The following is a 12,562-nucleotide window of genomic DNA, read 5'->3' as shown; positions in this document are numbered from 1 at the left end:
GGCTTTGCCGTCTAGAGTACGAGGGCACCCCGCCGAACGACCCGCGAGGAACCGCCATGACGCACCGCCGCCCGGAGCCCGACCTGCTCACCGTCGCCGGCCGATGGGCCGACCCGGCCGGCTGGCCGGTCGCCCTGAGCTTCGACCCTGTCCAGCGGTGGTACGCGCGCCTCGACGTCGGCGACGACCACGAGGTGTGGGCGCTGAGTTGGCTGCCCGGGCAGGGCACCGACCTGCACGACCACGGCGGCTCCGCCGGAGCGTTCCGCGTCGTGCACGGCACGCTCACGGAGGAGACGGTCAGCTCCGGTCGGCTGCACCCACGGCTGCTGGCCGCCGGCGTCGGTCGTCGCTTCGGCCCCCGACACGTGCACCAGGTGACCAACCAGGGTGCGATGCCGGCGGTCAGCGTGCACGTCTACCGGCCCGCGCTGCTGCGGATGACCCGCTACCACCTCGTCGACGGGCGGCTGCGGGTCGCCGAGGTCGCCGAGGCAGGCCGGTCCTGGTGAGCGCCGACCACGCACAATCAACCCCCGCCACTGGAAGGAACCCATGATGCAGTTGACCGCCGAGCACTGTCCGGCCCCCGTGCCGCCGTCGGGCTCTCGGGGCATCGACGAGATCCTGGGCGCCGCGCGCGCCCGACTCGACCGGTTGGACCCGGAGCGGGCACACCTGGCGTACCGGACCGGAGCGCTGCTCGTCGACATCCGGCCGGCCGCGCAGCGGGCCGCGCACGGCATGGTGCCGGGCTCGCTCGTGGTCGAGCGCAACGTGCTGGAGTGGCGCTTCGACCCGCGCTGTCCGGCCCGACTGCCGCAGGCGGTCGACTACGACGTACCGGTGGTGATCCTCTGCCAGGAGGGCTACACCTCGTCGCTGGCCGCCGCCGCCCTGCAGGACATCGGCCTGCATCGGGCCACCGACGTGGCGGGTGGGTTCGCCGCCTGGCGGATCGCCGGTCTGCCGGCCCTCGGCCCGACCCCGCTGCACCGCACCGCCCCTCTCGCGCCCCCGGTCATCACCGGGCGGGCGCGCCACTGACCGTCACGCCCCACCGGGCGTGGCAGGCGTACCGCCAACCAGGAGGCACCATGTCCGTCGTCGCCATCCCCACTCGCCGTTACCCCGGGTTGCGCCCCGCGCGGCCGCGCACCGCACCGACCCTGACCATCACCCTCGACCTCGCCCCCGGGCCGCTGAGCCCGCGGCTGGCCCGGCTCGTGCAGTTGCTCGGTGAGTTTGCCGAGTCGGGGGAGGGTGAGCTGCGTACCGTCGAGAATGTCGCGCCAGGGCCGCGACAGGTCCCGAGCCCGGCCCTCGCGGAGCCGCCCGCCGACACGGACCACGTCGACATCCTGGCCGGCTCGCGGCTGGTCCGCCGCGGCGGCCGGGTCGTGCCGCTGACCCGCATCGAGTACGAGCTGCTGCTGTTCCTGGCCGAGCGGCCACGCCGGGTCTTCACCCGCCTCCAGCTGTTGTCCAGCGTCTGGGGTTACGAGCACGCGGTGGCCCGGACCGTCGACGTGCACGTGCGGCGGCTGCGCGCCAAGCTTGCCGGAACGGAGTTGGTCACCACTGTGTACGGGGTCGGCTACCGGCTGGCCGACGAGGCGCGGATCAGCGTGGACCACAGCCGCTGAGCACCGGGCCGGTGGTCGCGCGAACGCCCAGGTGAACCGGACGGGGACCCCCGTAACGGCGCATCTTGTGGGCTCTGCTGTAATCATCTGACCTCACACGCAGAGCGAGCACCTGGCTCCGATGTGTAAGTCAATTGTCACAGTCATGCAACGCGACCGCCTCTTGACCCTCGCCCGAGCGCCGGGAAACATCGATGAAGCGGCGTCCCGGGCCGTGGGGAGATACCCGGATCAGCCCAAGGAGGACCATGTCGGTCAGCCCTGCCTCGTCGCGCGCCGGATGGCATACGTCCCAACCCTCGGTGCCCGGGCGACCTCCCGGCGGCCAGCGTCGCCCGGCGAACACCGCCGCGCCCGTGCTCACCGTGACGCTGTCCATCCCGCTGGCCTCTGAGGAGTCGCTGACTCCGGCGGCACGCCGGCTGCTCGAAGCCGCCCGCGAAATGCTGGAACGCGGCGAGGGCGCGATCATCGGGGCCGTCCCGGCCGAACGCCGACCCGACCAGGCGCCCACCAACCGGTCGTCCGCCCGGGCGCTCAGCCCGACCATTCCGGCCCTGCACATCCTCGCCTCGTCCCGCTCGGTGCTGCGCGACGACGAGCCGCTGCCGCTGACCCGGCTGGAGTTCGACCTGCTGCTGCACCTGGTCGCCCACCCGCGCCGGGTGTTCACCCGGCTGCAACTGCTCAACGCCGTCGGGGGCTACGAGCACGCCGGCGTCCGCACCGTCGACGTGCACGTACGTCGGCTGCGCGGCAAGGTCGGCGTGGACGTCCCGCTTGTCACCACCGTTTACGGCGTGGGCTACCGGTTGGCCGACGACGCCCGGGTCACCATCGACCGCACCGGCTGACCGGCGTCACCGACCCGCCGGGCACGGGGCAGGATGGTCCGGTGCGCATCCGCCCCATCTCGCCCGACCTGCTCGTCGACGAGCTGGCCAGCCGACTGACCGATGCCGCGACCGATGCCGCCGGGCCTGCTCGCTTGCGGGTGGCGGTGGACGGCGCTCCCGCCGCGGGCGCCGACGACCTGGCCGCCGCGCTCGTCGACCCCCTACGCGCCCGGGGGCGTCCGGTGCTGCACGTCCGCGCCACCGACTTCCTCCGCCCCGCGTCGCTGCGCTTCGAGTTGGGCCGCACCAACCCCGACTCCTTCTACGAGAACTGGGTCGACGAGGCCGGGCTGCGTCGCGAGGTGCTCGACCCGGCCGGTCCGGGAGGCAGCGGACGGCTGCTCCCGTCCCTCTGGGACGCCGACGCCGACCGGGCCAGCCGCGCCGGGTACGTGCACCTGCCACCCGGGGGCGTCGTCCTGGTCAGCGGCCCACTGCTGCTCGGCGGTGGCCTGCCCTTCGACGTCACCGTCCACCTCCAGCTGTCCCCGGCGGCACTGCGCCGACGTACCGACCCGGCCCAGGAGTGGGCACTGCCCGCCTTCGACAGGTACGCCGAGGAGGTCGTTCCGGCGAGCTTCGCCGACGTGGTGGTCCGGGCCGACGACCCCCGCCACCCGGCACTCGTGGAGGCCGACGGCGACGCCTGACAACAGTCGGCAGATCGTCGGTTTGCTCGGCTCGTCCGGCGGGTACTCGCCCGGCTCACAGAGCGCGGGTGACCGCCCGCGTACCGAATGCGACCGTGACCGGGGCACGACGCCGCCGGCACCCGGTTCCCGTGAGCCACAGGCCCAGGAAAGGCAGGCAGCGATGCTCGTCCACGACACGGTCGGTACGTCCCGCCCCCAGGCGGAGATCGACCAGATTCGGCTCTCCCTCCAGGCGCGCTACGACGAGCTGACCGCCGAGTACGACCAGGCCGTGCTCCAGAGCCAGGTGCTGCGGCTGGTGGAGGTCGGCGACACCGCCGGCGACGACCAGGCCGACAGCGGCACCAAGACGGCCGAGCGGGACACCGCGCAGTCGCTGTTGCGTACGATTCTCGACCGCCGCGCCCAGTACGAGCACGCCCTCGGCCGGCTTGCCGAGGGCACCTACGGCTGGTGCGAGGGGTGCTCGGCGGCGATCCCGGTGGAACGGCTGGAGATCTTCCCGGCCGCCACCACCTGTGTGTCCTGCAAGCAGACCCGTGAACGGCGGGCGGCCTGAGCGACGCCAGCGGTTGCCGGTCGGTCCACACCGCGATGGACTTCACCCATGGGTGACATCCTGGTGGGCACCGCGTCCTGGACCGACCGCACCCTGCTGGACTCGGGGTGGTATCCGCAGACCGCGGACACCCCGGAGAAGCGACTGGCCTACTACGCCCGCACGTTCCCACTTGTCGAGGTGGACGCGACCTACTACTCCCCGCCCGCCGAGGCGACCGCGAGGCTGTGGGCCGAACGCACCCCCGAGGGCTTCACCTTCAACATCAAGGCGTTCAGCCTGCTGACCGGGCACCCGACCCGGGTCAACGCCCTCTACAAGGACCTGCGACCGGACACCGACAAGAAGAACGTCTACCCCGACGACCTGCCCGCGCAGGCGTACGAGGAGGTCTGGACGCGGTTCCTGTCCGCCCTGGACCCCCTTGTCGAGGCGGGCAAGCTGGGTGCGCTGCTGTTCCAGTTCCCGCCCTGGTTCACCATCAAGCGGGCCAACAAGCAGTACCTGCTGGAGGTGGCGAAGCGCTGCGCGCCACTGCGCGGTGTCTACGAGTTCCGGCACGCCTCCTGGTTCGACGGCGACAACGCCGAGGAGACCCTGACCTTCCTGCGCGAGCACGACCTGCCGTACGTCTGCGTGGACATGCCGCAGGGCCACCGGTCGTCGCTGCCCCCGGTGCTGGCCGCCACCGCGGACCTCGCGGTCGTGCGGTTCCACGGCCACAGCGACAAGTGGACAAGCAAGGACATCCACGAGAAGTTCGGCTACCACTACTCCAAACGGGAGTTGGCCGACTGGGCGCCGAAGCTGCGCGAGCTGGCCGACCAGGCCGGCCAGACCCACGTCCTCTTCAACAACTGCTATCGGGACTACGCGCAGACCAACGCGACGACCCTGGCCGGGCTGCTCGGCGCGGACTGACGTCGGCTCACCCGATCGGGGTGGGGCCGGCTCACCCCGTCCGCCGGCAGGGTGGACACGGTGGGCGTGGCCACCTGGAGGGTGGCCGCCACCGGAGACGACACGGAGGTGACGGGGGATGACGGTACGAGTGGTGACGGATCGACGGCGTGGAGCCGTCCTGCACGTGGTCGGCACACCCGACAACGCACGGCGTGCCCCGCAGGGCAGCCCGGTGCGGGCCCGCCGTGGCCCGGTGGGGCCGCCACGTCGCAGCGACGACCGACGGTGGGACAGCACGGAACGGGGGTCGACCGATGGCTGACGCGATGATCTCAGCGTTCGAATCGTCGCTGGACAAGACGAACCTCATTCTGAAGGACATCGAGAACGCCTACGGCTGGCCGAAGGATCGGCGCAACCAGTCGTACGCGGCGCTGCGCACGGTGCTGCACCTGCTGCGCGACCGCCTGCCGGTGGACGAGAGCGTGGAGTTCGCCCAGCAGTTGCCGGTGCTGGTGCGGGGCATCTACTTCGACGGGTGGGTCCCGTCGGACGTGCCGATCAAGCTCAACCGGGACGACTTCCTCTACGAGGTCCGCCAGGGCTTCCCGTACGACGCGGAGGGCGGCCCGGAGCGGGTGACGCAGGTGGTGCTCGACACCCTGCGCCGACACGTCACCCAGGGCGAGTGGCAGGACGTGAAGGACACCATGCCGAAGGACCTGGCCACGATGATGCCGTGACGGCCTGACGCGCGTGAGCCCGCCCGACGACCCGTCGGGCGGGCTCAGTCGACGGAGGTGTCCGCCTCGGCGGGGGTCGGCACCCGGGACACCGGGTGCCCGGCCCGACGGGCCAGCGCGGCGAAGGCGACCGCGTCCACGATGGCGGCACCGCCCGGGTCGTTGTTGAAGTAGACGTACGCCGGCTCGTCCGCGCCGAACGCGTCGGCCAGCCGGTGCGCCCAGGAGCGCAGCGCGGCGCGACCGTACCGGGGCCAGGGCCGGGCCCGGCCCTCGTGCAGCCGCAGGTAACCGAAGTCGGTGGTGCGCCAGCGCGGGGCGACCGGGCGGCCCAGCCGGTCCGCCCAGACCAGGGCCGCCCGACGCCGCTCCAGCACCGCCCGGGTGGCGTCGGTCCACCAGGAGGGGTGCCGGGGCTCGACCGCGACCCGCACGTCGGCCGGAAACAGCCGCAGTGTGGCATCCAGCGCCTCGACGTCCACCCGCAGGTTCGGTGGCAGTTGCAGCAACACCGGGCCGAGTCGGTCACCGAGCGCGGTGGCACGCCCGAGGAACCGGGCCACCGGCTCGGCCGGGTCACGCAGCCGTTTGATGTGGGTGAGATAGCGGCTCATCTTCACCGCCACGCAGAAATCCGCCGGAGTCCGTGCCCGCCAGGCGGCGATGGTGTCCCGCTCGGGCAGCCGGTAGAAGGCGTTGTTGACCTCCACCGTGGCGAACCCGTCGGCGAAGTGCTCCAGCCACAGCCGCTGCGGCAGCCGCTGCGGATAGAAGCGGCCCCGCCAGTCCCGATACTGCCAGCCGGACGTGCCCACCAGGATCACCGTCCCATCCTGACACTCTGCGCCGCGGCCCGCGAACCGCCCGTGTCGCCCCGCCCCGACGTCTACGGTGAGGGTTAGAGAAGATCGCGCGTGGGGTACCACCCGCAGCACGACGGACCCCGGCGTACGGCGGGGCGGCACATCCGAGGGAGTACCGATGGCACTCAACGACGACGACATGCAGACCACCAGCGGCGGCGGCCTGGAGGGCCCGGCCGACGGTGGTGCGACCCCCGGTCACCAGGACGGTGGCGCGGACGGTGGCGCGGAGGGCCCGGCCGACGGTGGTGCGACCCCCGGTCACCAGGACGGTGGCGCGGACGGTGGCGCGGAGGGCCCCGCCGACGGTGGTGCGACCCCCGGTCAGCACGACGGTGGTGCCGACGGTGGCGCGGAAGGTCCCGCCGACGGCGGTGCGACGCCGGGTCAGCAGGACGGTGGCGCCGACGGCAGCGCACGGTAGCGGCACACCATGACGCACCTCGACCCGCCGGGCGGCCACGGCCGCCCGGCGGTTTCGTCCACGGCTCCCGCCGCCGCGCTGGCCCGCTGCGTCTCGGTCGAACCGGCCAAGTTCGCCGCCGCGCACTGGGGCCACACCCCACTGCTGTCCCGCGCCGCCGAGCTGCCCGACCCGGCCGGCTTCACCGACCTGCTCAGCCCCGCCGACGCCGACGAGTTGCTGAGCCGCCGAGGTCTGCGTACCCCGTTCCTGCGGGTCGCCAAGGACGGCCAGTTGGTGCCCGCGGCCCGCTGGACCGGCGGCGGCGGTGCCGGCGCCGAGATCGGCGACCAGGTGCTCGACGAGCGGGTCCTGGAGCAGTACGCCTCCGGTGCCACGCTGGTGTTGCAGGGTCTGCACCGGATCTGGCCACCGCTCGTCGACTTCGCCCGTGACCTGGGCCTCGCGCTCAACCAGCCGCTACAGATCAACGCCTACCTCACCCCGGCCGGCAGCCAGGGCTTCGCCACCCACTACGACACGCACGACGTGTTCGTCCTCCAGGTCGACGGCCGCAAACACTGGCGGATCCACCCGCCGGTGCTGCCCGACCCGCTGGAGAAGCAGCCGTGGGGTGGCCGCGCCGACGAGGTCGGCGCCACCGCGCAGGGTCCCGCCGCGCTGGACGTGGTGCTCGCCCCCGGCGACGCCCTCTACCTGCCCCGGGGCTGGCTGCACAGCGCGCAGGCGCAGGACGCCAGCTCGCTGCACCTCACCGTGGGCATCCGGGCGCTCACCCGCTACGCCCTGGTCGAGGAGTTGCTGGCGCTGGCAGCCGAGGACCAGCGGCTGCGGGCCACCCTGCCGTTCGGCACCGACGTCGCCGACCCGGACGCCATCGAGCCGGAGCTGACCGAGACGGTGGAGGCGCTGCGCGACTGGCTGCTGCGCGCCGACCCGGGCGCGGTCGCCGCGCGGCTGCGCCAACGGGCCTGGCCGGCTGCCCGCCCCGCACCCATCCGACCGCTCGCCCAGGCCGACGCGCTGGCCACACTGACCGCCGACACACGTGTCACCCTGCGGCCCGGCCTGCGCTGGCAGCTGGCGCCACACGGATCGGACACGGTGGCGCTGCGGCTGTTCGACCGCACCATCACCCTGCCGGCGACCTGTGCGCCGGCGGTTCGTGTCCTGCTCAGCGGCGCGGTCACCCGCGTCGGCGACCTACCCGGCCTGCCCGACGACGCCGACCGGGTCACCCTGACCCGCCGACTGCTTCGCGAGGCCGTCCTGGTCCCGGCCTGAGCTACCGCGCCAGTGCGGTGAGCATTTCCCGTAGCCAGGCGATCTCGGTGCGGCTGGTGGCGGTGGCGATGCGAAAGAGACCTCGGCGGAACGGGTCGTCGGGAAAGTCGTCAGCGCGCAGCGGTCGGTCGCCGTCCCAGAAGAAGCTAGCCGGCTGGGTGAGGAAGTCGAGGCGGCGGCGCAGGACGGCCGCCTGGGCTGCCGGGTCGTCGAGGCGATGCAGGAAGGCCAGCAGGGTGAACCAGCGGTTCTCGTCGGTGATGAAGAGTTCGTCGGGGGTGCGGAGCTGACGCAGCAGCTCCGCCTGTCCGGCCGGGCTCAGGATCAGCACGTGTCGTGGGGCCGCCACCTGGCCAGCCTGCACGTCCCGACGAAGCAGGCCCGCACGTTCCATCCGCTTGATCGTCGGGTACAGCGTCCCGTCCGCGATCGGCCGGACGTGGCCGGTAAGCGCAGCCACCCGTTTGCGTAGCTCGTAACCGTGCAGCGGGGCGTCGCCCAGGAAGCCCAATATCGCGAACTCCAACACCGTGCTAACTTACCTCGGCAACGGAATACCTCGAACACGAGGTATCAGTCAGGAGGCACGTGATGCGGGGCGCCCAGGTCCGACGAGACGGCACGACGATCCGCTGGGTGGAACTGCCCGGCGCCGAACCCGCCCGGGTCTACCTGCACGGCCTCGGCGCCTCCTCGCCGGCGTACTACACCGCGGCGGCCACCGACCCCGCCCTCGCCGGACGGCGCAGCCTGCTGATGGATCTGCTCGGGCACGGCATCAGCGACCGACCGGCCGACGCCTCGTACACCCTTGAGGAGCACGCCGACCTCGTCGCCACCGCGCTCACCGCCGCCGGAGTCAGCGCCGCAGAGGTGATCGCCCACAGCATGGGCGGCGCCGTCGCCGTCGCCCTGGCCGCCCGCCATCCGCATCTCGTCAGCGCGCTGGTTCTCGTTCATGCCACCCTCGACCCGCAGCCTCCGGGCGTCGGCATCGGAGCCCGCTACACCGAGGAGCAGTTCGTCCACGGCGGCGGCCGAGCCGAGACGCTTACCCGCGTCGGCGCGGCCTGGGCGGCGACGATGCGGCTCGCTGGTCCGGAGGCGCTCTACCGTACGGCGGTACACCTCAACCGCGGCAGCACCCCGACCATCCGTGAGCTGCTGCTCGACCTGCCCGTGCCGCGCACCTACCTCCACCCCGCCGGTGACGAACCGGTCGGTGCGCGCGCCCTGTCCGACGCCGGCGTGCGGGTGGTCGCCGTGCCGGACAGCGGCCACAACATCATGCTGGACAACCCCGACGGCTTCGTCGCGGCCACCGTCGCGGCACTGCCGGCGTAGCGCACGCTTCGCCGGGCGACTGCGCCAGCGGGCCCGCCCGGAGGCCGTCCTGGTCCCGGCCTGAGCTACCCGGTGGTGGCCGCGACCAGCTCGATCCGGAGCGTGTGCGTGATCTCGTCGGTCAGCTCGCCCTCCGCGCCGACCGAGATGGTGCCCTGCTCGGTGACGCCGAAGACGAGTTCGACGCTGCCGGTCCGCAACACCAGCGGGTCGTCACCGCCGCTGCCGGCGGCGACCACCGCGCGGATGGTGGTGATCGCGTCCACCAGGGTCGCCGCGACCGCGCTGTGCCGCAGTTCGTGCCGATCCTGGAGATCCTCGGCGACGAGTGTGATGTCGATCGTGTGGGTCCGCTGGTGGGAGCGGCTGCCGCCGACCTTGACCTTCCAGCCGATCACCGGGACCCGGAAGTCCACGCCGCCGCCGACCTTCGTGGTGACCACCGCGTTCAGGACCAACTGAACGGAGGCGACCCGCAGGTCTCGACCCTCGTCGGTGGTGGAGATGCCGGCCTGCTCCACCGCATACTTCACCGCCGCCACCAGCTCCTCGACGGGCACGCTGTAGTCGATCACGTCCATGCCGCACCATCCTTGCGCACTAGGTTGAGGTGCCGACCGGTCAGACGGCGGCGGTGGCGAACGGGTCGCCGTACACGGTATAGGCCAGCCAGGTCGGGTCGAGCGGGTCGTCGCGTTGCGCGACCCGGGCGGCCAGGGCCGCCGCGCCGAGCGTGGCGCCGCCGGCCAGGGACCGGTAGAACGCGGTGGCGAAGTGCGCCGAACTGTCCGAACGCACCGCCCAGAGCGTGCCCACGAAAGCGCCGGCACCGGACGACATGAACTGCTGCGCCCACCCGAGCATCCTGGTGTACGTCGGGGCCACGCCCGCGCTCCGGCACGCGTTGATGAACACCAGAGGGCCCGACTCCGCCAGCAGTTTCCGGATGCTGGCCTCGGCGAGAAGGGCCGGCTTGAACCGGCCGCCGTCCATGTCGATGAACGAGCCGTCCGCCGCGAAGGTGTTGTGACAGGCGAAGTGGGTAGCGCCCAGCGTTCCCGAATTGATCAGGGTGAGCAGCTCGTCGGCGCTGGTGATGGGCTCGCTGTGGGCCGCGCCGAGGATCGCGCGGATGGCGGCGACCTCCTCGTGCGCGCCGGTGGGGGCCCGGGCCGGCACCACGAAGCGCGGGTTGCGCAGGCCGATCATCGCGGTGCGGTGTTGCCCGTAGGTGCGGCGGACCACCGGGACCTGCTCGACGAGGAAACCTTCGTCGTGCCGCGCGCTGAGTGGATGGAGCAGCTCCCACGGGACCACGTCGTGGTCGGTGGCGATCGTGAAGGCGCTCATGTCGCCACGGACCTGCCAGAACTGGTCGCGCACATCGGCCGGCACCAGCTCCGACCACAGCTGGATCCCCGCCGACCGGACCACCTCGCGGGTCATCGTCGCGGTGTACCGCGAACCACCGCCGGCCAACTGCTGCATCTCCCGAATGGCGTTCTCCACAGCGGCGTTCGGCGGGTTCGTGACCGACTCGACGACCGGGGCGAACAACGCCTCGTCGGAGCGCAACTGGAAGGTGTAGCGGCTGCCGTCGAAGCGGACCTCCATCGTGACCTCGCCCGGTCGCGCCCGGGGGGCACCCATCGGCGCGGCCTTCGGTTGGCCGTCGCGGAACTGCCCACCGTCGGCGACAGAGACCTCGACGGAGACCTCACCGAGGAACGTGCCGCCGGCCCAGGCCGTCACGTCGACGCGATGCAACCCTGGGGTACGCGCGCCGAAACCGAACCGGATCGGATCCGGATCGTCGTCCGGCAGGACCAGTACGGTCTGCTGAAGTGGGCCGTCGGCGTGCAGGCCGGCGGACGCGTGCACGGTCATCGTGACCGGCGTGCCGACGTCGGCGACGACAAGTCGCGGCATAGGTGCCGGCACCGCGTCAGGGTGAACCGATCGTCCCTCGGTGACGATCCGGACCTCGACGCTCAGGTCCTGCCCCACCGGGACCCGGGTGGGCGCACGCGCCACCAGCAGTCGCGTCGGCGCCGGGGTGACGGTCGGCGGTGGCGAGGTCTGCGGTGCGGAGATCGGCGGTGTCGCACCGGCCCATCCGTCGGCGTCCTCGTCGGAGAGCAGAACGCCACCTGCGGCACGCCAAGGCGAACCGCCGTAGACCAGGCGTGCGGTGATGTCCGTGTCGTCCCCGAGGGCATCGGTCTGGCGGAGTCTCCGCCGCTGGGCGGCCCGCTGGGGCCGTGCGGCGCGGTCGTCGACGAACAGCCGCACGTCTCTCACGCGCACGGTGATGCCGTCCAGAGTGAACGTGTCGGTGGCGAGCTGTCGGTTGAGGGCTGCCTCGGCCGAGGACACCTCGTCGCCGGCGTACCGCGACGCGGTCGGTCGGCAGGCGCCCAGCAGGATCTCGCGGACCAGGACCGCGGCGTCCGTGATCTCGCAGTGGACGACCTGGACCGCGTCGCTCACCCAGAAGTCAACGACGATGGACGACTCGACGTGGCCGGCGCCGCCGGTCGCGGGCAGCCGAAGGCCGAACACCCGCTGGTGGACACTGGTGTCCACCTCGTAGCGCGTCTCGTACCGGGCCGCGAGCCCCGAATGGTGCCGGCCGGTGTCGGCGACCTCCAGAGCACCCTGATGCGTCGAGTAGACGACCGTCACCGATGGCTGGCTGCTGGGCGGCGACATGACCTGTCGCACCGGTTCCGTGCGCAGGATCAGCGGGATCGAGGGCCCGACTGGCAAGTCGTCGGGGCCCAGACTCTCCGCGAGTTTGTCGCACAGCCGGCGGACGGCCCTACGGGCGGTGGCCGTCCGGACCTCGGAGCGCCGCACCGCGAGCGTGCTGAGCGTGGTGTGCGCGCTCACCATCGGTGCCAGGTGAGCATCGTCCACCAGCACCGCGACGACCGGAACGGACGTGGTGAGGGCGATGGCGAAAGTCTGGCGGTCCCCGAGGAGCTTCGGCAGGGCAGGATCGAGCACGACGATCAGCGCCGCCGAGGCTGCCAGGCGACGCCGCAGCTCGGCGGTGGACGCCGCCGCGCTGTCTTCGTCGCGCACCACGCTCTCGGTGCCGAACCGAGCGGTCAGCATGTCGTCGAGCAGGCGCCCGACACCGGTGTCGTCGCCAGCGCGGTAACTCAGGAAGAAGCTGACCATCGGACGTACCGTAGCGAAGATCGCGCGCTGCTCGTGGCCGTGCCGGGGGTCAGCTTCTCGA

At 72.3% G+C, this 12,562-nt stretch carries 15 protein-coding genes; 11 read left to right on the top strand and 4 right to left on the bottom strand.

Annotated elements, in window-relative coordinates; all coding sequences use genetic code 11:
- The first annotated feature begins 56 nt into the window (after positions 1-56).
- The 8 genes from ACGFIW_RS20805 (at position 57) to ACGFIW_RS20770 (ending at position 5,400) form a co-directional block, all read left to right on the top strand.
- Positions 57-512, top strand: a complete 456-nt coding sequence (locus ACGFIW_RS20805; protein WP_393317989.1) for a cysteine dioxygenase — start codon at positions 57-59, stop codon at positions 510-512.
- A gap of 43 nt (positions 513-555) precedes the next feature.
- Complete coding sequence (locus tag ACGFIW_RS20800; protein ID WP_393317986.1) at positions 556-1,047, top strand: rhodanese-like domain-containing protein; 492 nt, start codon at positions 556-558, stop codon at positions 1,045-1,047.
- A 50-nt stretch (positions 1,048-1,097) separates the two neighbouring features.
- Positions 1,098-1,646: a winged helix-turn-helix domain-containing protein gene (locus ACGFIW_RS20795; protein ID WP_393317983.1), complete on the top strand. Its 549-nt coding sequence runs from the start codon at positions 1,098-1,100 to the stop codon at positions 1,644-1,646.
- Positions 1,647-1,894: 248 nt separating this feature from the next.
- A complete protein-coding gene (locus ACGFIW_RS20790) occupies positions 1,895-2,500 on the top strand; it encodes a winged helix-turn-helix domain-containing protein (protein ID WP_393317981.1) in 606 nt (201 codons plus the stop codon).
- Positions 2,501-2,541: 41 nt separating this feature from the next.
- The gene (locus ACGFIW_RS20785; RefSeq protein ID WP_393317979.1) at positions 2,542-3,192 is read left to right on the top strand and encodes a uridine kinase; all 651 of its coding nucleotides are present in this window, start codon (positions 2,542-2,544) and stop codon (positions 3,190-3,192) included.
- Positions 3,193-3,355: 163 nt separating this feature from the next.
- On the top strand, positions 3,356-3,754 hold the full coding sequence (locus tag ACGFIW_RS20780) for a TraR/DksA family transcriptional regulator (RefSeq protein WP_393317976.1): 399 nt from the start codon (positions 3,356-3,358) through the stop codon (positions 3,752-3,754).
- A gap of 48 nt (positions 3,755-3,802) precedes the next feature.
- Entirely contained in the window at positions 3,803-4,675 is an 873-nt protein-coding gene (locus tag ACGFIW_RS20775) for a DUF72 domain-containing protein (RefSeq protein ID WP_393317973.1), read from the top strand.
- 296 nt (positions 4,676-4,971) lie between these two features.
- Positions 4,972-5,400 carry a DUF2267 domain-containing protein gene (locus ACGFIW_RS20770; protein WP_210787445.1) on the top strand — a complete coding sequence of 143 codons (429 nt, stop codon included), beginning with the start codon at positions 4,972-4,974 and terminating at the stop codon, positions 5,398-5,400.
- Positions 5,401-5,444: 44 nt separating this feature from the next.
- Here ACGFIW_RS20770 and ACGFIW_RS20765 read toward each other — a convergent pair whose 3' ends face one another.
- Positions 5,445-6,224 (bottom strand): DUF72 domain-containing protein, encoded by a 780-nt coding sequence (locus ACGFIW_RS20765; RefSeq protein WP_393317970.1) that lies wholly within the window; start codon positions 6,222-6,224, stop codon positions 5,445-5,447.
- 157 nt (positions 6,225-6,381) lie between these two features.
- On the opposite strand from ACGFIW_RS20765, the gene ACGFIW_RS20760 reads away from it, so the two are divergent.
- Together ACGFIW_RS20760 and ACGFIW_RS20755 are read left to right on the top strand one after the other, a co-directional pair.
- Positions 6,382-6,687 (top strand): hypothetical protein, encoded by a 306-nt coding sequence (locus ACGFIW_RS20760; RefSeq protein WP_393317967.1) that lies wholly within the window; start codon positions 6,382-6,384, stop codon positions 6,685-6,687.
- A 9-nt stretch (positions 6,688-6,696) separates the two neighbouring features.
- Positions 6,697-7,971: a cupin domain-containing protein gene (locus ACGFIW_RS20755; RefSeq protein WP_393317964.1), complete on the top strand. Its 1,275-nt coding sequence runs from the start codon at positions 6,697-6,699 to the stop codon at positions 7,969-7,971.
- Position 7,972: 1 nt separating this feature from the next.
- Here the strand turns inward: ACGFIW_RS20755 and ACGFIW_RS20750 are convergent, their stop codons facing one another.
- Positions 7,973-8,500 carry a PadR family transcriptional regulator gene (locus ACGFIW_RS20750; RefSeq protein ID WP_393317961.1) on the bottom strand — a complete coding sequence of 176 codons (528 nt, stop codon included), beginning with the start codon at positions 8,498-8,500 and terminating at the stop codon, positions 7,973-7,975.
- A 62-nt stretch (positions 8,501-8,562) separates the two neighbouring features.
- Between ACGFIW_RS20750 and ACGFIW_RS20745 the strand changes: the two genes are divergently transcribed.
- Positions 8,563-9,315 (top strand): alpha/beta fold hydrolase, encoded by a 753-nt coding sequence (locus ACGFIW_RS20745; RefSeq protein ID WP_393317958.1) that lies wholly within the window; start codon positions 8,563-8,565, stop codon positions 9,313-9,315.
- A gap of 65 nt (positions 9,316-9,380) precedes the next feature.
- Here ACGFIW_RS20745 and ACGFIW_RS20740 read toward each other — a convergent pair whose 3' ends face one another.
- Positions 9,381-9,896 (bottom strand): trypco2 family protein, encoded by a 516-nt coding sequence (locus ACGFIW_RS20740; protein WP_393317955.1) that lies wholly within the window; start codon positions 9,894-9,896, stop codon positions 9,381-9,383.
- A 40-nt stretch (positions 9,897-9,936) separates the two neighbouring features.
- On the bottom strand, positions 9,937-12,501 hold the full coding sequence (locus ACGFIW_RS20735; protein ID WP_393317952.1) for a CHAT domain-containing protein: 2,565 nt from the start codon (positions 12,499-12,501) through the stop codon (positions 9,937-9,939).
- Between the last annotated feature and the right edge of the window lie 61 nt (positions 12,502-12,562).

It is taken from the genome of Micromonospora sp. NPDC048935 (assembly GCF_043197875.1).
In the GTDB taxonomy this organism is placed as follows: Bacteria; Actinomycetota; Actinomycetes; order Mycobacteriales; family Micromonosporaceae; genus Micromonospora.
Note: the sequence above shows the minus strand (reverse complement) of the source record. Positions and strands in the feature narration are given on the sequence as shown.

Excerpts from the sequence above, each read along its gene's own strand:
- ACGFIW_RS20805 (WP_393317989.1), top strand. The coding sequence starts at position 57 with ATGACGCACCGCCGCCCGGAGCCCGACCTGCTCACCGTCGCCGGCCGA.
- ACGFIW_RS20800 (WP_393317986.1), top strand. The coding sequence starts at position 556 with ATGATGCAGTTGACCGCCGAGCACTGTCCGGCCCCCGTGCCGCCGTCG.
- ACGFIW_RS20795 (WP_393317983.1), top strand. The coding sequence starts at position 1,098 with ATGTCCGTCGTCGCCATCCCCACTCGCCGTTACCCCGGGTTGCGCCCC.
- ACGFIW_RS20790 (WP_393317981.1), top strand. The coding sequence starts at position 1,895 with ATGTCGGTCAGCCCTGCCTCGTCGCGCGCCGGATGGCATACGTCCCAA.
- ACGFIW_RS20780 (WP_393317976.1), top strand. The coding sequence starts at position 3,356 with ATGCTCGTCCACGACACGGTCGGTACGTCCCGCCCCCAGGCGGAGATC.
- ACGFIW_RS20775 (WP_393317973.1), top strand. The coding sequence starts at position 3,803 with ATGGGTGACATCCTGGTGGGCACCGCGTCCTGGACCGACCGCACCCTG.
- ACGFIW_RS20770 (WP_210787445.1), top strand. The coding sequence starts at position 4,972 with ATGGCTGACGCGATGATCTCAGCGTTCGAATCGTCGCTGGACAAGACG.
- ACGFIW_RS20760 (WP_393317967.1), top strand. The coding sequence starts at position 6,382 with ATGGCACTCAACGACGACGACATGCAGACCACCAGCGGCGGCGGCCTG.
- ACGFIW_RS20755 (WP_393317964.1), top strand. The coding sequence starts at position 6,697 with ATGACGCACCTCGACCCGCCGGGCGGCCACGGCCGCCCGGCGGTTTCG.
- ACGFIW_RS20745 (WP_393317958.1), top strand. The coding sequence starts at position 8,563 with ATGCGGGGCGCCCAGGTCCGACGAGACGGCACGACGATCCGCTGGGTG.
- ACGFIW_RS20740 (WP_393317955.1), bottom strand. The coding sequence starts at position 9,896 with ATGGACGTGATCGACTACAGCGTGCCCGTCGAGGAGCTGGTGGCGGCG.
- ACGFIW_RS20735 (WP_393317952.1), bottom strand. The coding sequence starts at position 12,501 with ATGGTCAGCTTCTTCCTGAGTTACCGCGCTGGCGACGACACCGGTGTC.